At 51.5% G+C, this 19212-nt stretch carries 20 protein-coding genes and 1 pseudogene; 9 read left to right on the top strand and 12 right to left on the bottom strand.

The window, feature by feature from the left end:
• Positions 1 to 58 precede the first annotated feature (58 nt).
• The 3 genes from AC0YOA_RS07275 to AC0YOA_RS07265 are packed head-to-tail and all read left to right on the top strand — an operon-like array spanning position 59 to position 1304.
• On the top strand, positions 59 to 658 hold the full coding sequence (locus tag AC0YOA_RS07275; protein WP_475786035.1) for a TetR/AcrR family transcriptional regulator: 600 nt from the start codon (positions 59 to 61) through the stop codon (positions 656 to 658).
• On the top strand, positions 655 to 993 hold the full coding sequence (locus AC0YOA_RS07270; RefSeq protein WP_475786034.1) for a DMT family transporter: 339 nt from the start codon (positions 655 to 657) through the stop codon (positions 991 to 993). The genes AC0YOA_RS07275 and AC0YOA_RS07270 overlap by 4 nt, the downstream gene beginning before the upstream one ends.
• The gene (locus tag AC0YOA_RS07265; RefSeq protein WP_475768832.1) at positions 993 to 1304 is read left to right on the top strand and encodes a DMT family transporter; all 312 of its coding nucleotides are present in this window, start codon (positions 993 to 995) and stop codon (positions 1302 to 1304) included. Before AC0YOA_RS07270 ends, AC0YOA_RS07265 begins: the two co-directional genes overlap by 1 nt.
• Positions 1305 to 1518: 214 nt before the next feature.
• Here AC0YOA_RS07265 and AC0YOA_RS07260 read toward each other — a convergent pair whose 3' ends face one another.
• Both AC0YOA_RS07260 and AC0YOA_RS07255 read right to left on the bottom strand, forming a co-directional pair.
• On the bottom strand, positions 1519 to 3003 hold the full coding sequence (locus AC0YOA_RS07260) for a DHA2 family efflux MFS transporter permease subunit (protein WP_475786626.1): 1485 nt from the start codon (positions 3001 to 3003) through the stop codon (positions 1519 to 1521).
• A gap of 101 nt (positions 3004 to 3104) precedes the next feature.
• A complete protein-coding gene (locus AC0YOA_RS07255; protein ID WP_475786033.1) occupies positions 3105 to 3698 on the bottom strand; it encodes a TetR/AcrR family transcriptional regulator in 594 nt (197 codons plus the stop codon).
• Between the two features lie 192 nt (positions 3699 to 3890).
• On the opposite strand from AC0YOA_RS07255, the gene AC0YOA_RS07250 reads away from it, so the two are divergent.
• The 3 genes from AC0YOA_RS07250 (at position 3891) to AC0YOA_RS07240 (ending at position 6479) form a co-directional block, all read left to right on the top strand.
• Positions 3891 to 4739, top strand: coding sequence for an AraC family transcriptional regulator (locus tag AC0YOA_RS07250; protein ID WP_475786032.1), 849 nt, complete (start codon positions 3891 to 3893; stop codon positions 4737 to 4739).
• Between the two features lie 115 nt (positions 4740 to 4854).
• Positions 4855 to 5688: a phytanoyl-CoA dioxygenase family protein gene (locus tag AC0YOA_RS07245; RefSeq protein WP_475786031.1), complete on the top strand. Its 834-nt coding sequence runs from the start codon at positions 4855 to 4857 to the stop codon at positions 5686 to 5688.
• 530 nt (positions 5689 to 6218) lie between these two features.
• Positions 6219 to 6479: a hypothetical protein gene (locus AC0YOA_RS07240; RefSeq protein WP_475786030.1), complete on the top strand. Its 261-nt coding sequence runs from the start codon at positions 6219 to 6221 to the stop codon at positions 6477 to 6479.
• Positions 6480 to 6801: 322 nt separating this feature from the next.
• On the opposite strand, the gene AC0YOA_RS07235 is transcribed toward AC0YOA_RS07240, so the two are convergent.
• Positions 6802 to 7968: a sn-glycerol-1-phosphate dehydrogenase gene (locus tag AC0YOA_RS07235; protein WP_475786029.1), complete on the bottom strand. Its 1167-nt coding sequence runs from the start codon at positions 7966 to 7968 to the stop codon at positions 6802 to 6804.
• Between the two features lie 222 nt (positions 7969 to 8190).
• Here AC0YOA_RS07235 and AC0YOA_RS07230 point away from each other — a divergent pair, with 222 nt between their 5' ends.
• A complete protein-coding gene (locus tag AC0YOA_RS07230; protein WP_475786625.1) occupies positions 8191 to 9192 on the top strand; it encodes a lipoate--protein ligase in 1002 nt (333 codons plus the stop codon).
• Positions 9193 to 9537: 345 nt separating this feature from the next.
• Here the strand turns inward: AC0YOA_RS07230 and AC0YOA_RS07225 are convergent, their stop codons facing one another.
• Positions 9538 to 9813, bottom strand: coding sequence for a hypothetical protein (locus tag AC0YOA_RS07225; protein ID WP_210038048.1), 276 nt, complete (start codon positions 9811 to 9813; stop codon positions 9538 to 9540).
• 258 nt (positions 9814 to 10071) lie between these two features.
• Here AC0YOA_RS07225 and AC0YOA_RS07220 point away from each other — a divergent pair, with 258 nt between their 5' ends.
• On the top strand, positions 10072 to 10419 hold the full coding sequence (locus AC0YOA_RS07220) for a LytTR family transcriptional regulator DNA-binding domain-containing protein (RefSeq protein WP_210038049.1): 348 nt from the start codon (positions 10072 to 10074) through the stop codon (positions 10417 to 10419).
• Positions 10420 to 10531: 112 nt separating this feature from the next.
• Here AC0YOA_RS07220 and AC0YOA_RS07215 read toward each other — a convergent pair whose 3' ends face one another.
• The 8 genes and pseudogenes from AC0YOA_RS07215 to AC0YOA_RS07180 form a co-directional block, all read right to left on the bottom strand.
• Complete coding sequence (locus AC0YOA_RS07215; RefSeq protein WP_475786028.1) at positions 10532 to 11299, bottom strand: TIM barrel protein; 768 nt, start codon at positions 11297 to 11299, stop codon at positions 10532 to 10534.
• 189 nt (positions 11300 to 11488) lie between these two features.
• Positions 11489 to 11938, bottom strand: a complete 450-nt coding sequence (locus AC0YOA_RS07210; RefSeq protein ID WP_475786027.1) for a MarR family winged helix-turn-helix transcriptional regulator — start codon at positions 11936 to 11938, stop codon at positions 11489 to 11491.
• Positions 11939 to 12086: 148 nt separating this feature from the next.
• Positions 12087 to 12965, bottom strand: a complete 879-nt coding sequence (locus AC0YOA_RS07205) for an urease accessory protein UreD (RefSeq protein ID WP_475786026.1) — start codon at positions 12963 to 12965, stop codon at positions 12087 to 12089.
• Positions 12966 to 13131: 166 nt separating this feature from the next.
• Positions 13132 to 13803 (bottom strand): annotated as a pseudogene (gene ureG, locus AC0YOA_RS07200) (urease accessory protein UreG); the annotation flags it as partial.
• A 64-nt stretch (positions 13804 to 13867) separates the two neighbouring features.
• Complete coding sequence (locus tag AC0YOA_RS07195; protein WP_475786025.1) at positions 13868 to 14590, bottom strand: urease accessory protein UreF; 723 nt, start codon at positions 14588 to 14590, stop codon at positions 13868 to 13870.
• Positions 14591 to 14602: 12 nt separating this feature from the next.
• Entirely contained in the window at positions 14603 to 16321 is a 1719-nt protein-coding gene (gene ureC / locus AC0YOA_RS07190) for an urease subunit alpha (protein ID WP_475786024.1), read from the bottom strand.
• Positions 16318 to 16686 (bottom strand): urease subunit beta, encoded by a 369-nt coding sequence (locus AC0YOA_RS07185; protein ID WP_475786023.1) that lies wholly within the window; start codon positions 16684 to 16686, stop codon positions 16318 to 16320. Before AC0YOA_RS07185 ends, ureC begins: the two co-directional genes overlap by 4 nt.
• Positions 16687 to 16793: 107 nt before the next feature.
• The gene (locus AC0YOA_RS07180; protein ID WP_210038055.1) at positions 16794 to 17102 is read right to left on the bottom strand and encodes an urease subunit gamma; all 309 of its coding nucleotides are present in this window, start codon (positions 17100 to 17102) and stop codon (positions 16794 to 16796) included.
• Positions 17103 to 17435: 333 nt separating this feature from the next.
• On the opposite strand from AC0YOA_RS07180, the gene ilvD reads away from it, so the two are divergent.
• Positions 17436 to 19121: a dihydroxy-acid dehydratase gene (ilvD, locus tag AC0YOA_RS07175; RefSeq protein WP_210038056.1), complete on the top strand. Its 1686-nt coding sequence runs from the start codon at positions 17436 to 17438 to the stop codon at positions 19119 to 19121.
• The last annotated feature ends 91 nt before the right edge of the window (positions 19122 to 19212 follow it).

Genomic DNA, 19212 nt, shown 5'->3' with positions numbered 1-19212 from the left:
TTGACAACAAAAAAGAGTTGTGAGAATATTACCTAACGACCGTTAGGAAGGTGAATTTATGAGCAAGCTCAATATTCAGAGGGCTGCGCTCTCCCATTTTGCCCGGAGCGGCTATGAGGGAGCCTCCCTGAGCCAGATTGCCGATGAGGTTGGCATCAAGAAGCCTTCTATTTATGCGCACTATAAAGGTAAGGACGACTTGTTCCTGCATGTTGTGCGGGATGTTTTTCATACCGTGCAGCGCCGGATACTGGAATATTTCCAGGCCCGGAGCGGTGAGCCTGTGGAAGACATTTTGAATGGATTGTTTGGATGGATCCGACAGGAGTACGAGCAGGATGACGCCGCCAGGTGCTTGCTGCGCATGGTATATTTCCCTCCGGACAAGCTGTATCAAGAGATTGCGGATATCGCCAATCCGTTCATTGACGGCATGCAGCGCAAATTGATTTCCTACTTGAGGCAGTCCCATCAAGCCGGAACCTTCCTGTGCAGGGACTATGAAGAAGCCGCGGTTGCTTATATAACGCTTGTGGACGGAGCGATCATCGAATTGATATACGGCGGGCCCGAGCGTTACGGCAAGCGTGTGCAGGCAGCTTGGCTCATTTATTGGCGGGGAGTAAATTCCCAAACCGGAAGGGATTTGACATCATGAATCGGTATTGGATCTATGTGATTTTCGCCGGCCTGCTTGAGGTGATATGGGTCTCAGGCCTCAAATATTCCGATTCTCCTCTGGAATGGATCGGTACCGGCGCGATCATCGTGATCAGCTTTGTCGCCATTATTGTATCCAGCAGCAAGCTTCCGGTAGGGACGGTCTATGCTGTCTTCACCGGCCTTGGGACGGGCGGATCGGTAATCGTGGAGATCCTGCTGTTCCATGAACCTTTTAAACTATCAAAAATCATTCTCGTCGCGATCCTGTTGGCCGGAGTCATCGGTCTGAAATTCGTCACCGGCGACAATCCGAAGAAGGAGGCTGCATAATGGCTTGGGCTGCAATTATTTTGGCCGGGTTTCTGGAAATCTTCGGTGTGATCAATATCAAACGCCTCACGATGAAAAAGTGGGACGCTGCTCTTTATCTGTTTTTGTTATTCGGCTGCAGTCTGTATCTGATGTCCTTTGCGATGAAAACTCTGCCGATGGGTACGGCTTATGCCGTCTGGACAGGACTCGGCACCGTATGCGCCACTCTGCTTGGCATGTTCAAGTACGGCGAAACCAAAGAATGGCGCCGGCTGCTCTTTATCGCCATGATTATAGGTTCGACTGTCGGATTGAAGCTGGTTTCCTGAAGAGCTTGCCTGGCGTATAAAGCTTGATCCAACAAGAAGAAACGGCAGTCGTCGTCCTTTTGGCGGCGCGGTTCGTTTCTTCCCGCAGAGATATAAGCAAAGTAAGGTGGAATTTTATACTTTCTGATGAATTAAAAAATACGGCTCGCCCGTAAGCGAACCGCATAAATGAGAATAATTAATTCCCGGGAAATAAAACTGAAAACGCCTCGGCTTATGCGCTGCGTGTCTCTTTCTTCACATTCACCGTCTGGCTTTCCTTGTTTATATTTACACGTCTGATAAATAGTGCAATGACAAGTCCGATAATCGCCACAACCATGGCGAATATAAAGGCATTTTGTATGCCGGCAGTCAATGCTCCCAGAGCCGCAGCCGGTTCAGTGGGATCCGCCGCCGACTCCATGAATTTCTTTTGACCCGCCGTCATGATGCTGACCGCCAGCGCCGTGCCGATTGCACCGGCAACCTGCTGCAGCGTGTTCATGATCGCCGTTCCATCCGGATAGAACTCGCGGGGCAGCTGATTGAGACCGTTGGTCTGGGCAGGCATGAATACCATCGCGACGCCGATCATCAGACAGGAATGCAGCACGATGATCAGCGCCGTTGTAGATGCCGCTGTAATCCCCGCGAAGAACCAGAGCACGACTGCGAGGATAATAAGTCCGGGAATGACCAGCCATCTCGGGCCGTATTTGTCGAACAAATGCCCCATGACCGGCGACAATGCACCGTTAATAATTCCTCCCGGCAGCAGGATCAAGCCGGCCGTTAAAGCGGACATGGACATTCCAGTCTGCAAATACATCGGAAGGATCAGCATGGAGGACAAAATCACCATCATGCAGATAAATACCATTAATACCCCGACAACAAACATCGGATATTTGAACGCACGGAGGTTGATCATCGGCTGCTTCATCGAGAACTGACGAAGCGCAAACAGCAGCAGCGCCACAATTCCGATCGCCATTGCAACGATGACCTTGGTGCTGCTCCAGCCTCCTTCACCCTCACCCGCGCTGCTGAAGCCGAACACGATACCGCCGAAGCCAAGCGTCGAGAACAGGATCGATGTAATATCAAATCTGGGCTTGGTGATCGTCGACACATTCTGCATATACAAAATACCGAAGGCAAGCGCGATCAGCAGAAACGGAAGCGACAGCCAGAAAATCCAGTGCCAGCTCAGGTTCTCGATCAGCAGTCCGGCAAATGTCGGGCCGATCGCAGGAGCGAACATAATTACTAGGCCGATAATACCCATCGCCGCTCCCCTTTTCTCAACAGGGAAAATAATGAGGATCGTATTAAACATCAAGGGAAGCAATAAACCTGTTCCAATCGCCTGCAGAACCCTTGCAACCATCAGTATTTCAAAAGAGCCTGAAAGCGCCGCAACCAGCGTTCCCAGAATGGAGAACAGAAGCGATGCCACAAACAGCTGTCTCGTGGTGAACCACTGCAGAAGCAGGCCAGAAACGGGAACGAGAATTCCCAATGTGAGCAAATAGCCTGTCGTCAGCCACTGGACGGTTGCCGGCGTAATATTCAACACCTGCATCAAATCGCTGAGGGCGACATTAAGCGCCGTTTCACTGAACAATCCGATAAATCCGCTGAGCAGCAGGGAAACCATAATCGGGATAACTTTAAACGTTTGACCGGGGTCGATCTTTGTTGAACCTGTCGGCATGCTTGCTTCCATGTTTTCTCATTCTCCCATTCATATCTATCTCTATGTTTTTATTGTTTGTTTCTTTGATGCCAAAGCTGCCTCCAAGGTCTGCAGCAGAATCATTCCGAACTCCTCTGTGCGCATTTGTGAACGATAAACGGGATGTACCTGGAGGCTGTAAGGAGCGGCGTTTTATCCTTATTCGTCTGTGCCAGTATTAATGCTCCTTCAACCAGAGAAACGATCACCGTTGCCGTCTCCGCCGCGCTGCCCCGCTCGATGCCGGACTGTGCCAAATGCTCTGCAATAACCGACTGCCACTGCGTTAATGCATCCTGGCAGGCAGCCCTCAGTTTATCGCTTATGGAGGAGGTTTCCACCGATACCCAGAAGCTGAAGGGCATAAATTCTTCGAAATTCGTCGCTTCCGCTTCATCGGCTATTTCCAGGACAAAGGCCTGGATGGCCTCTGCCGGCCCCTCATTTGCCGCAAAATAATCTCTCCATTTTTGGACGACAAACTCCTTTACCGAAGCAATGCACTGCAGGGCAAGCTCTTCCTTGCCGGCAGGAAAATAATAATACAATGAGCCCTTGGGACATTCACTCTCCTTAATTATTTGATTTAAACCCGTTGCATGATAGCCTTGTGTAAAAAACAGCTTGGATGCCGTCTCCAAAATGCCCTCACGCGAGTTTTGTTTGCTTGTCATCGGCTAACCTCCAGAATTATAGCGAACGGTCTATTTAATTTAACCGTGCATCGATGAAGATGTCAACCTTTTTTCATGGGCTTCCTATAGTGCCAGACGGTGAATGATCGGCTATACTTCAGTTATACGATAAGTCGGATTTTTAACGATCGATCAAGCTTGGCCCCGCTTCCGGAGAAAGGATGAACGATATTGGAGCAGGATGAGGTTCGGGAGGAACTGCCTTTCCGTTCGCTTTTCGAAAGTCTGACCTATATTGGAATAGTCTCCCGCCAGTCCTGGGATGTCGAGAAGCATGAGCATGGTCATTTCGAGCTCTGTTATGTAGACGAGGGCGAAGGCTGGTTCGCCATTGACCAGTTCCTGTATGAGGTGGAAGCCGGCGATTTGTTTCTGACCAAGCCCGGGGAACGCCATCAGGGAGCGGCGAGCGGCCGCATGCCCTACAGGCTCTATTATCTCGGCTTCCAGATCGACGGTCTCCGCTCGCTGGAGCTCGATTATATCGAGTTGGGTGTACAACGGGTGGTCAAGGACACTTCCGGTGCCGTGAAACGGATATGCGATCATATTTTTGATGAAATCAACGGCCAGCAGCTGCATGCCAATGTGATCGTGCAGGGTTATTTTCTGCAAATGCTCGTTTCCGTCATTCGCGCTTATCAAGGAGACGGCTCCGGCGGTCATCATCCCAGAACCGTCACGCCTGCGGTTAAAACCGTGCTTTCCCATCTGCATGAATACGTCCGGTTCCATCACGATGTCCGCGAGCTGGCCAATAGGGTCCACTTAAGCAGAACCCATCTGGAACGGGAGTTCAAGCGCTGCATGGGAGTTCCGCTGGGGCATTACATCCGCTCGCTCTGCCTGGACCGCGCCAAATATTGGCTGGGGGAATCAAATGATTCCGTGACGGCCATCGCCGAGCGGCTGGAATTTGGCGGAATTCATCACTTCAGCCTTTTCTTCAAGCGCCTTACGGGCATTTCCCCCTTGGCCTATCGGCAGCAGGCGGCCAAACAGCCAAGGAAAAGTACATGAAATGAAATGACGAAAAACGTTAAATAGAAGGAGATATCCCGTAAAGACCCGACCCGGCAAAGCAGATAAACTGTACCTGAGCAAGCCAATCCGCTTCGTAAAGGAGACAGCATTCATGAACGATACCCTTATTTTGCCGCAGGCCGAGGACCAACGCTTTTTTGATGAGAACGGTTATTGGATATCGCCTAAAATCATTGATGATGACAGACTGGAGCAGCTTCGGGCGCATATGGAGCTGGTCCACAACGGCATCTTCGAAACCGGACGCGCACCGCACCATGGCTATTGGAAGCCAGAGGATGGCAACGTCCTCCGGAAAACCGACAATTCCCACTGGGCTGATCCCGTACTCCGCGGTCTTGCAGCCGATCCGCTTATCGGCCATATAGCCGCGCTTCTGATGAAAGCGGATGCCATTGCGCTGTGGCATGATCAGCTGCTCTACAAGCCGGGCCGTCCCCGGGATGGACAGCGGCCTTCCGCCAATGTCGGATGGCATCAGGACTACTCCTATTGGCGCGCAGCGGCTGAGCCGTCGCTCATTACCGCCTGGGTAGCCTTTGACGATGTGGATCTGTCCAACGGCTGCATGCAGGTCGTTCCCCGCAGCAACCGGTGGGGATTGGTCAATGTCAATGACTTCTTCGAGCAGGACATGAAGAAGCAGCAGGAGCAGATCAATCTGCCGGAGGGGGAGCAATTCCGCACCGTTCCGCTGATCATGAAGGCAGGGCAGGTTAGCTTCCACCATGCGCTGACGATCCACGGCAGCGGCCCCAATACGACCGACAAGCCGCGCAGATCATTGGCAGTCCATCTGATGACAGGCGATACGCGTTACAAGGCAGGCACCAGAGGCGACAATCATATGAATGTGGCGCTCCTTGGCGGTCAGGACGGCGATTTGTTCGCCGGCGATCCATTCCCGGTTTTGTACAGGAGATAGGCCCCGCATTTTTTCGCATCGCGCGCCAGCTGCCAGCGTACGGTGCGAAAGAGGGTGACACAATTTACAAAATCCAGAGTCATTTCTTATCGATTGCTGTTTTGAACATTTGCGGTTAAGAAGAAACGGCTGAGGCCGTCCTTACGGATCTATCAATAATAAACAGCCATTCCGGGCTCCGCATGAGTCCGAAATGGCTGTTATTATTATTTATGGCCAGCTGCAAAGCCGCTTATTTATTCAGCGCTGCTCTGGCGCAGCCCTGTTATATATTTTTTTTATTGTCTGCATTTTGTTTGTTATAAATATATTCACAATTATCTCCAAACAAGAATCAAATCCGTCTTTAATGCGATGTCTTACAACAAAATATTTGAATTTATTGATAACTGCAGATCGAAGAGATGTTGTGTTCTCCCAGTTATCTGTACCACAGACAGCTGTCTATGAGGCAAGTGTACAATCATCTGGTTGTACTCGAACATAGAATATACAGAAAACCAATCCTAACCATGAAGGGAGTTTGAACCATGTCTACTAATCATGGTAATCCATGTGAAGACCAATGCTGTCCTCCACTGCCTGCGATCTTTGATCCACCGCAATATATCGTGAACGACTATTACCACCCGCAGGTACAGCCTGTTATTCACCAGATCGAAGTCATTAATCAGCATCACTGCGTGCCTGTGCCTCAGCATATGTACACTTATAGCGAAAAAGATATCATGTGCAGGGTTTCCAGCAAACGCAAATCCGTAAAAAAACACAGCAAAAAACGCAGCAGATAATTAGTCATTGCGAGAGCCTGCTGCTTATGCTGAACTATTCCCATTACATTTATTATTAGAGCAAAAAGCCTCCAGCGCACTTTAAAAGTGCTCTAGGAGGCTTTTTTTGGTATGCAATAGCTGTAATGAAAGGTTTTACCGGGAGCTGGTTCGTCATCTTTCCCGCTAAAAACCGTAACCAGGCAGGAACCTGGCGTGCTGTGATTCCTTCATTTGCTGCAGCAGTCATTGAACGTGCAGTCATGGCGCGTGCAGTCATTGCGGGCAGCACCGTCTGGTGCTGCCCGTATTATAATGAAGCTCTAGCCTACTTTCCCTATTGTCAACCTTGCGGAATTTCGCTGATCGCACGCAGAAGCGTGTGCCGGTTCAAGCGGACGCGATACGCCTCCCTCTTGCTCCGCTCCAGCAGCTGCGGATCGAGACCAAGCTCAGCGATTGTGGAAGGTCCACCGACCGTCTGCAGCAGACGGCGAATTTCAGCCTCATCCGGGAGCTTCGCAAGCTCGAGGCTGATCTCGCTCCATCCTGTCACCGCCTGCGCTTGTTGTCCGGCAGCGAAATCATGATACAATGCCGTAATTTCAGCGCAGGCTACTCCCACCTTCGCACCGTGGAGAAGCTGCCTCTTACCGGTTTGGATATATTCCATTTCCCAATAGTGGGACAGATGATGCTCCGCTCCCGAAGCGGGATGCGACTGCCCGAACAACAGCATCGCCAATCCCGAATCGATGAGCGCCTCAATCAGAACGCGAATTCCTTTCTCTGTCCGGTTCCCGATCTCTCCGGCATGCCGGACACAGGCTTCGAGCGCCTCTTCCGTGATGTCGGCAACAAGCTTCGAATAAGGCTCGTCTGCTGTAATTTGGCCCACTTTCCAGTCGAACAGCGAGGTGTATTTGCCCAGCATATCGCCGAATCCCGCAGCAACCATCTTCCCCGGCGCTGCGCGCAAAATATCCAGATCGGCAAAAATCGCCACAGGCCCGATTGCCGGGACCGTTATTTTTTCGCCGCGGATGATGATCGGCGCTCCTTTGGAGGTAAAACCGTCTACAGACGGAGCCGTCGGGACGGATACGAACGGCAGCTTCGTCGTATATGCGGCGTATCTGGCTATATCATGCAGCGTCCCGCTGCCGGCAGCCAGCACCAAATCAGCAGCAGTGCGCTGAATGTCGAGAATCAGCTGGATGATGGATGCTTCATCGGCAATCACATCTCCCTGCCTGTCGGGCTTGATCAATGTGACGGCCGCCGTTAAACCAAGCTGCTGCAAATTATCTGCCAGCTGCTGTCCTGCTATCCGGTATGTATTATCATCTGCCACTATGACAATATTTCTGTATCCGTTATCAACAATATAAGGAGCCGCCTGCGTCATGGCACCGGCTTCAATAAGAATCGGGTCGGGAAATAAGCCTTCCCCGTTTGCGAAGCCCATTTGCCGGGCAGCATGCTTGATTTTAACCATGGAATCACTCATATCTTATCTCCTCTGCAGGGTTCAGTATTTTCTTAATTATAACGAACTCTTCTCACAAACCCTATCATTTCCTTCAGAATATTCAATTGAATAAGGAGCGAGCTTCAATATAAGTATTTTGCTTAAATAAGATCATGTCCACATGAGTTTGACTTTCCCCCTCTTCCTTGCTCTAATGGAAGAACAACCAATTACCATTCACCTATAGGAGGTCCCATCATGATGCTTTTTCTGGATAACCGGGGCATAACGGATCCTGCGTTCAATCTCGCGCTGGAGGAATATTCGCTTCGCAATCTGCCGATGGACGACAGCTATTTGCTTTTCTATATCAATGAGCCGTCGATAATTATAGGTAAGAACCAGAATACTGTAGAGGAAATCAATGCGGAGTATGTCAATGAACAAGGAATCCATGTCGTACGAAGGCTATCCGGAGGCGGAGCCGTTTATCATGACCTTGGCAATCTGAACTTCAGCTTCATCACCAAGGATGACGGCAGCTCCTTTCATAATTTCGCCAAGTTCACCCAGCCCGTAATCGATGCGCTGCATAAACTCGGCGTCAACGCAGTGCTGACAGGACGCAACGATATTCAGGTGGGAGAACGCAAAATTTCCGGGAATGCCCAATTTGCCTCGAAGGGCCGACTATTCACCCATGGCACCCTGCTTTTCAATTCTGCGATGGAAAATGTAGCATCAGCCCTGCGGGTCAAATCGATTAAAATCGAGTCCAAAGGGACCAAATCGGTCCGCGGCCGGGTGGCCAACATCTCCGAATTCCTCGAACAGCCTATGACAACGGAGCAATTCCGCTCCGCCCTGCTGCGGGAGCTGTTTCATTGTGAGCCGGAGGATGTGCCCGAATACCGCTTCAGCGACGAGGATTGGTCGGCTGCTAAGCGGCTGGCGGACGAGCGTTATCGCAGCTGGGATTGGAATTACGGCCGTTCGCCAAAATCCAACATTCAGAATATCCGCAAATTCGCCTCAGGCATCATCGATGTCCGCCTTGACGTGGAGAGCGGCCGGATAAAAGGCATCAAGATATTTGGTGATTTTTTCGGCGCCTATGATGTTGCGGAGGTTGAACAACTGCTAACAGGCATTCCTTATGATGAAGCGGCCATCCGCCAGGCAATTGCATCCGTTGAGCTCAGCCGTTATTTTGGGGCCTTGACCCTTGATGAACTGACAAGTCTGCTGCTGCCCCAGGATTAAAGAAGGATTTCACAGCAGCCATTTTCCGGATGCCGCATATTGGATAACGGATTTTTGTACAGGCAGGCGCAAATGCCCACGTATACAGCTAAGAATCTATGGCGAAGAAACGGCCCCCGCCTCCTAAAAGCGACAAGGTGGGGGTTCTCCGGGTTCTCCCCTCACAAAGAAAAGAGCTGTGAGACTATATAATTTCTACATGTTCACACAGGAACGGCCGTCGCCATCCTTCGAGCCATATGCAACCGCAAAAAAGAACAGTCCGCCATCAAGACGGCACTGCTCTTTTCATCTTCCTTTTAGGAGCCAATACTGGTCCCTTAATCTGCCATGCATACCCTTACCTTATTCTTCCGATTGCGGCAAGCTGTCCTCAGCCGCCTCCACAATACGGTCGAAGATCTCATCGTCTTCCTCAATCGCCTGCTCAACCGCAAAGATTTCTTCTTCAGATCCCGATTCCGAGCTGAAGCTCAAGCTGTAATCCCACATTTTCCCTTTTTTAGTGAGAAGCGTCACCTCGTACGGATATTTATGACCCTCAACCTCGAAGATCACATTCCCTTTATATCCTTCTTCGGCGTCATGGGTCATGCTGGCACTTATAATCTTAATATTCACGCTTAAATCCCCCTTATTTCCTCAGCAGAGAAACGATAGCTTGTCTACCTAAAATGTACATGATAAACCTGAAAAAGAAAAGGGTTCCGACTTTAAGCATGAATCTGATTCCAAATCAAATGTAAATAGATTGTCCGGAATTTTTGCATTTCCTCCAAAAATTTTCTTCATTTCTCACAAAAAAACCGTTCCCTTACATGTAAATTTATGATATCATGAAAGCGCTAACAAATTCATCTTATTAAGGGGGCGCGTTACATGATGAATGTGGCATTGAGCGAGCGTAATGTATATGAGAACTTTGAGGTGGAGACAGATATTCTTTATTTCAACGTCGGCCGTCTGGGTCTCGTTAGCTTCCACGGCAGAAATTATAACATAAAAAAAAGCATGTCTGCTGATCAACTAAACGCTTATATCGCTGACGGACGATTCGTGAAGGTCAACGCGAACTGCTACGTTAATTCCGGGAAAATCATGTCACTCACCGATGGAATTATTCAATTCCAAGGATGCGGCAGCGATGACAAGCAGGTTCCGGTATCCAAGTGGAGACAGCACCAGATCAAGAATCTGCTTGCCGCCCGCAAGCCAATGGCGATGTAATCGGGCAGGACATATAGCAGGCTCCATCACTAGACACAGTCCTTCCGCAGAAAAAAAGCCTTGATGGTCAAGAGAGCAATCTCCTGATGTCATCAAGGCTTTTTTTCAATCCCTATTCGAGTCTTGCGGCAATCTCCCGCTTGAACTGCAGCAGCGCCTCATCCGTATCGATCGTATAGCCGCATTCCAGCCCCACGATGCCTTCATAGCCGGTATTCTGAATGGCCTGCAGAATATTAAGGTAGTTCAATTCGCCAGTGCCCGGCTGATTGCGTCCCGGATTGTCGGCAATATGATAGTGGTTGATACGATCCTTGTAGCGAGTCGCGTTGGCAATGACGTGACCTTCGGTAATCTGCTGATGATACACATCGAACACAAGCTTGACATATGGACTGTCCACTTGATCGATAATATCCGCAGCCTCGTATGAATATTGGACAAAATGCCCCTGATGGTTCACGATCCCGTTCAGCGGCTCCACCTCGAGCACAATTCCAGCCTGTTCACAAAGCGGCGCACACCGTTTCAAAGTCTCAACCATTGCTTTACGCTGATATTCACGCGGCAGGCCGTCTATGACCTGGCCGGTTTGCGTAATGATGGATTTGGTCCCCAGCGTATGACAGGCTTCAATGGTCTGCTTCAGATCCTCGATATAAACATCCCGCTTGCGGTCATCGACCAGATTAAATGATTTTGTGCAGGTCGCCGTTATGCCGGAGCCGATCCGTTGCTGCTCTTTCGCAACCGCTTTCAAATCTTCGATGTTCCACCAGGCATAACACTCCAGGCCGGCAAATCCATGCTCGCTTACTTTCTCCAAATGATAAATAAGATCTTTTCCCGGGTACGCTCCAATGCATAATGAAAATTTCATATCCAAGGTTCCCTCCAGCTCATATCAAAATCAGACTTACTAACGAGTATGCCATATTTCCGCCAAAAGTCCAGGCATTCCCTTCTATTCTCCTCTTTAACCCGGCAAAAATAAAACAGCCGCTATCGCCAAAGGCAATAACGGTCTGTAGACGATCCTCATTCAAGGCTTCAGATTGCACAAATATTGTTATTCCCGCTCTCTCGCCTTATCCATATTGGTAATAACCTGATTAAACAGGCGGGTCAGCTCACGCACATCATCCTGCGACAGACCTGTGAACATCATTTCCGAAATTTCCGCGCGCTTGTCCTTCAGCTTCTGAACGACATCCTTTCCTTTATCCGTTATCACGAGATAAACGACGCGGCGGTCCTCCAGATCGCGTACTCTCTCCAGATATTCCATATCGATGAGCTTATCGGCGATGCCCGTAATCGCACCCGCCGTAATCAGCAGCTGCTCGGCAAGCGCCGAAGCCTTCTGGGATCCATCTTCATCAAGTCTGATGAGGATACGGGCCTGCATCGCATTTAAGCCGAAATTGCTCGTCTTAGTCCATTCTGAATCCATGCGCCGCTTCATTTGAATAAACGCATTCTCTAATGAAAGAAAATCCTTTTGACGCTGCTCCTTCATGGTGGCCCACATCCTTTATTCATTCTTTTATTATTTTAGAACAATATATTTTAGTTGTAAAGTATTTATATCTAAAAGAGATACCCTTTCTTACTATACCATAAATAAAAGGATGAAAGATAATCCGCAGTGGATCATCCGTCATCCTTTAGTTGTGAAGCCGCAGCGGCCCAATCCCCAGGAGAGCAGCGCGCGTCGCCTCCCAGGCAGCTGCCAACGCTTCCTGAAGCGGCCATGCTGCCGTGCTCGCCGCCATCACGGCAAAACCATACTTATGTGTTTCCGTTACACCGGCAATGACCGGGTGCTTTTCTCTGACACTCAGACCTGATACGGCATCGCGGACTGCCTCCATGTGCTTGGCCGTGATTTGATCGGAGAAGGCATAAAATGCACCTGTATGCGTCAAGCCGCCGAAGCAGCCCGGAGCGCTCAGCATATCCGATGCCGGATCGATCAATTGATGCTGGGCGAAAATAAGCTCACCCTCATAGCTGACCTTCAATCGGTTGCGGTAAACACGATAAGCGAATGTCTCGCCTCTGAGCGTCCTGCCGGGGCACAATACCTCAGCTTGCATCCAGACAGAAGCCTGCGAAAGATTGACCACTGTTTCACTTGAGAAAGCGGCATCCCGATACAGCATGACCGGCTCCGGCAAATTTTCCAAGATAGCCCCGGGCGAAAGCGCAAAGGTCTGCCTCATGGAGGAGCCGCTGGCAAGGTCCGGGCATGGATGCACCTTGGTGAAGGATTGATTGGTCAAATAAACGTGAGCATCTTCATGGGCCGTCCAGTCAAATTCATACCGGTCACCGGCCAAGAGACCCGGCGAGACGTCCATAACCATAACCCCCACAGGTCCTCCCATAGGGAAGGTCTTCGCAATTTTCACAGGAGCGGTGTGGTATTTCGACTCCACCTGCGTTTGACCGCCCCGGCGCTTGAAGGCGGCCCGCAGATGGGATACCCTCGCTGCCTGCGTATGATTAAACGTGATTATGGGTGTGTACGGTGCCCGGTTCATGCTTAAGCTCAGCCGCCGGTTCTGAAGCTTTCACATGCGCGTGTTCGTGGGTGTGATGGTTATGATCATGGTCGTGAGCTGCATTATGATGATTATGGCCATGAGTTTCATTATGATTGTGTGCCTGCGGCTCATCTGCATGCAGATGATCATGATCCACGCCTTGGGCATGAGCGAGCTCATGCTCAAGCCAACCAACAATTTGTTCCACGCCAACGCTTCCGAACAGATTGGAGAACACATAAGGGCGGTCTCCCCTCATTCGTTTTGTGTCGTCTTCCATAACCTGCAGACTGGCGCCAACATACGGAGCAAGGTCAATCTTGTTGACCACGAGCAAATCGGACCGCATGATGCCGGGACCGCCTTTACGCGGGATTTTCTCGCCTTGAGCCACATCAATAATATAAATAAAACGATCGACAAGCTCCGGACTGAAGGCAGCTGCCAGATTATCGCCGCCGCTCTCGATAAAAATCAGATCAAGCCCTTCGAACCGGCTGGTCAGCTCATCCACGGCTTCGAAATTCATCGAAGCGTCTTCGCGGATCGCCGTATGCGGGCAGCCCCCTGTCTCCACGCCGATAATGCGCTCTTCTGGCAGTACGCCGGTAGCCGCCAGAATGCGGGCGTCCTCTTTTGTATAGATATCGTTGGTTATAACGGCAACGCTGTATTTATCTTTAAGCGCTCCTGCCATCCGCTCTACAAGCGCTGTCTTTCCCGACCCTACCGGCCCGCCGATACCGATCCGTATGGGACGGGAACGATCGATCGCCGGCTGTTCCCATCCATGATGATGATGATGATGATGACTCTGACCTTGTGTTTGACACATTACACATACCTCCCAAAATGATTAGTAAATCCTGTTTGACTAAGCGTTCCTTGAGCTTACCCTGTTAAGACATGAACAATCGGGAATAGAGCGTCTCATGCCTGATCATGGCAATTTCAGCCATCGGCATATTGGTGTAGGCGTCCTCCGGCTCCATTCCCGCTACGACAGACCAGGCACGGGCGGTATGCGGCGCAAGGCGCGCGATTAGCTTCTGCCCTTCCGTCTGTCCGATGGACATCAGCCGAAGCGCGCTGTTGATGCAGGTCACCACACAGGCATACAGATAGCCCTGTACGGACTGCTCCAGCGTTATCCCAAGCTTGCTGCAGGCGTAGCCGAAAACAAGCGGGTGCGTAGCCAGACAGCGGCCCCCTCGCAGGCCTTCAGTAAGCGGCGACCAATCCAGCTGCGGATAGACCTGGGCTGTGAGCTGCAGCAGCCTGCGGCCCATCTTTTGCACGCCTGTGCGGGTTTCCTGCGCGGCACGCTGCACATGTACAAGATGTTCAACCGCCCATAGAGGCTCCCAGTCACCGACAGGCGCATAGCGGTAAACCGCCTTAATCACCATAGCATCTGCCGTCGACCAGCTTTGGTACAGCATCGCGGTCGCATAAGCCTCCAGCTGCGCGCCCGTGATCAGCTGCCCCTCTTGTACGAGGGTTTCAAGACCGAATGAATGGGAGAAGCCGCCAATGGGCAGCGCCGAATCCAGCAGCTGCTGAAGCGCCAGCCAGGGCAGAATTCCAGAACCGCCCCCGATCCGAGCTTCCTCAATATTCATGCCCTCACCTCATCAAAATAAGAAATACCGCTGCGCCATCGGCAGAACCTCTGCAGGCTCGCAAGTTGCGGGAACACCGTCCACCTTCACCTCATACGTCTCGGGATCCACCTCGATTTTCGGCGTCGCATCGTTATGGATCATGTCTTTCTTCGTCACGCTGCGGCAGCCCCGTACAGGTTCCACCCGCTTGGACAGGCCAAGCTCACGGGCAATTCCGCGGTCATAAGCGGCCTGCGAAACAAATGTGATGGAGCTGTTCGAATTGGCTTTGCCGAAAGCGCCAAACATCATTCGTCCGAAAACCGGCTGAGGTGTCGGGATGGAAGCATTGGGATCGCCCATCTGGGCAAAAGCAATCGTTCCGCCCTTGAGCACCATATCCGGCTTAACGCCGAAGAACATGGGACTCCAAACCACCAGATCGGCGAACTTCCCCGGTTCGATGGAGCCCACCAAATGTGAAACGCCATGCGTGATCGCCGGATTGATCGTATATTTGGCAATATACCGTTTGATGCGGAAGTTGTCCGCCTCGGCTGTTGTATCCGGCGCCAAAGGTCCGCGCTGCCGCTTCATTTTATCCGCTGTCTGCCATGTCCGGATGATAACCTCGCCTACCCGCCCCATGGCCTGGGAATCGGAGCTGATCATGCTGAACACGCCAATATCATGCAAAATATCCTCCGCGGCGATCGTCTCCGGACGAATCCGCGAATCGGCGAAGGCCACGTCCTCGGGGATGCTGCTGTCCAGATGATGACATACCATAAGCATGTCCAAATGCTCTTCAATGGTGTTGATTGTAAAAGGACGGGTTGGATTCGTCGAGGACGGGAGCACATTCAGCTCTCCCGCAGCACGGATAATATCCGGAGCATGGCCTCCTCCGGCGCCCTCCGTATGATAGGTATGAATCGTCCTTCCTTTGAACGCTCCAAGCGTATCCTCCAGGAAACCCGCCTCATTGAGCGTATCCGTATGAATGGCGACCTGGATATCATACTGTTCGGCTGCCGCAAGACAGGTATCAATCGCCGCCGGAGTCGTTCCCCAATCCTCATGCAGCTTAAGCCCGATCGCGCCCGCTTCAATCTGCTCGATCAGCGGACCGGTGAAGGATGCATTTCCCTTTCCGGTAAATCCCAGATTCATGGGGAACGCTTCTGCCGCTTCCAGCATGCGCCGCATATGCCAGGCTCCCGGCGTGCAGGTGGTGGCATTCGTCCCCGTAGCCGGTCCCGTCCCGCCGCCGATCATCGTTGTCACGCCGGAGGAAAGCGCCGTCTCAATCTGCTGCGGGCAAATAAAATGGATATGCGAGTCAATCCCGCCCGCCGTAACAATTTTGCCTTCGCCGGCGATCACTTCCGTGCTGGCGCCGACGATCATGTTCGGCATCACACCGTCCATAATATCCGGATTGCCCGCTTTGCCTATTCCGACAATCAGACCGTCGCGAATGCCGATATCGCCTTTTACGATGCCCCAGTGGTCGATGATGACCGCATTGGTGATCAGGGTATCCAATACGCCATCATCGCGGAGCGCCCCGCTGGATTGTCCCATTCCGTCACGAATGACCTTGCCTCCGCCGAATTTGCATTCATCTCCATAGACCGTATAATCCTGTTCAATCTGCGCCCACAGCTCCGTGTCTGCAAGCCGTACGGCATCGCCGGTGGTAGGTCCGAACATTTGCGCATAGCTTCTGCGATCCATCTGGGTCATGACGGCTCTCCCTTCCATGCGGCCAGCCTTGCCCGAACCTCGTCCGGCATTTCTCCCCGAACAGCAGGTCCGTGCGTCAGACCATTCAAGCCAAACGAGCGTTTCAGCCCACCGAGTTCCGCCAGGTGCACCGGCTTTTCCTCGCCAGGCTCGAATCGGACAGCCGTTCCTGCCGGAATATCTAGCCGCATGCCAAACGCCGCCTCGCGGTCGAACTCCAGCCCGCGGTTCACCTCAAAAAAATGAAAATGCGATCCGACCTGCACCGGTCTGTCGCCTGTATTTACAACTATAAGCTCCGCTCTTGCCCTGCCTGCATTCAATTCAATTTCGCCAGGCAGAGTACGGTATTCTCCAGGTATCATGACATCACCCTTCCTAGCTTGAGGTTTGCCGGGCAAACAACTCATGTTCATATACGATTACAAATATTGCTCTGTTAAAATTAATCTCTTCAGAAAAGGGAATGACTTCATGGATGGGCAATGGGATGGTGAATCGTCACAAGCTTCGTGCCGTCAGGAAAGGTAGCTTCCACCTGCACCTCATGAATCATTTCAGCCACGCCGCTCATGACTTGCTCGTGAGATAGGATGCGGGTGCCTTGTTCCATCAACTGGGCCACAGTCAGCCCGTCGCGGGCGCCTTCCATGATCTCGGAGGTGATGAGCGCCACGCTCTCCGGATAATTCAGCTTGACCCCTCTCCCGAGACGTCTGCGCGCCAAATCAGCAGCGATAGTGATGAGCAATTTTTCCTTCTCGCGTTCAGTCAACTGCATGGGTTCACCTCATAAATGTAGTATCTCTTCCTCAATCCATCAACAAGCAGTTAGGCTTTCTTACATTATAACGGCCGAATGGCATCAAGTAAACATTCGATGTTAGATTTAATGACATTAACTAACGGTTTACCCCCATGTTCCATTCTCAAAATTACACAGCTATCATAGCTTCCCTCTTTTTGCTGAAGCCTTGCCAATACTAGTCATAGCGCTTGCATTGTGATAAACTTAAAGGCATTGATCTTGTGCAAATTGGCCTTTACGGAAGAAGCTTTTGCTGGCTGAAACAGCCGCTAAACCGGCACTTACTTACACATTGGAGGGACATGCATGGCGACACAAAAAATGCGTTCAGATATGATCAAAAAGGGGTTCGACCGCGCTCCTCACCGCAGCTTGCTGCGCGCTGCCGGGGTTAAGGAAGAAGATTTCAACAAACCGTTTATTGCAGTATGCAACTCGTATATTGATATTATTCCAGGTCATATGCATCTTCAGGAATTCGGCAAGCTGGTAAAAGAAGCGATCCGCGAAGCAGGCGGAGTGCCGTTTGAGTTCAACACGATCGGCGTCGACGACGGCATCGCTATGGGCCATATCGGTATGCGCTATTCATTGGCAAGCCGCGAGATTATCGCCGATTCCGTAGAAACGGTCGTTAATGCCCACTGGTTCGACGGCATGGTCTGTATTCCCAACTGCGACAAAATCACGCCAGGCATGATCATGGGCGCCCTGCGCGTCAATATCCCGACTATGCTCGTCAGCGGCGGACCGATGAAAGCCGGTAAAACGGCGGACGGCCGTTCGATTTCACTCTCCAGCGTTTTTGAAGGCGTAGGCGCGCACCAAGCGGGTAAAATCGACGATGCCGCTCTGCAGGAGCTTGAGCAATACGGCTGTCCTACCTGCGGATCCTGTTCGGGCATGTTCACAGCCAATTCCATGAACTGTCTGGCCGAGGGTCTGGGACTTGCTCTTCCAGGCAACGGAACGATTCTGGCGGTCTCCCCTGAACGTAAAGAATTCGTCAAGCAAGCTGCCCGTCAGTTGATGAATCTTATCGAGCTTGATATCAAGCCGCGCGATATCGTAACCATCGAATCCATCGATAACGCTTTTGCGCTGGATATGGCGATGGGCGGATCCACCAATACCGTTCTCCATACTCTGGCTATCGCCCATGAAGCCGGAATCGAATATCCGATCGAACGTATCAACGAAGTGGCAAGCCGGGTTCCCCATCTGGCCAAGGTTGCTCCCGCATCCGATTACCATATTGAAGATGTGCATAATGCCGGCGGCGTAAGCGCCATTATCAACGAGCTGTTCAAGAAAGAAGGCGCCCTTACTGGCGACGTTATCACCGTTACCGGCAAAACCCTTCGCGAGAATGTAGCCGGAGCCGAGATTCTGGACAAGGACGTCATCCGCACCCTGGACAACCCGCATAGCGAACGCGGCGGACTGGCCGTTCTGTTCGGCAATCTTGCGCCAGGCGGCGCGATTATCAAAGTAGGAGCAGTCGACAAATCGGTTGGCGGTTATCTGAAGGGACCAGCCATCTGCTTTGATTCCCAGGACGAAGCACTCGCGGGCATTGCGGGCGGCAAAGTCAAGGAAGGCCATGTAGTCGTGATCCGTTATGAAGGTCCTAAAGGCGGACCGGGCATGCCTGAGATGCTGGCTCCAACCTCGCAAATCGTCGGTATGGGACTTGGCGCCAAAGTAGGTCTCGTAACGGACGGACGCTTCTCCGGCGCCTCGCGCGGCATCAGTATCGGCCATGTGTCACCGGAAGCTGCCGAAGGCGGCCCGATTGCTTTCGTCAACGACGGTGATCTCATTGAGCTGGATATGAACAACCGTACGATGAATCTGCTTATCAGCGATGAAGAGTTTGAGCAGCGCAAAGCCAACTGGAAAGGCTTCGAGCAAAAAATCAAAAGAGGTTACCTGGCCCGGTATTCCTACCTTGTAACCAATGCCAGCACCGGCGGCGTCATGAAAATGTAGCTTGCGCGCAGGAAGGCTCCAAAGCTTCCTCGCTATTGAAAAAACGCTTTGCCTCCGGCATTTAAATGCCGGAAGCAAAGCGTTTTTTTGT

The organism is Paenibacillus sp. JT22N12, from assembly GCF_056269365.1.
The sequence above is the reverse complement of the archived record's forward strand: the minus strand, read 5'-3'. Positions and strand labels throughout refer to the sequence as shown.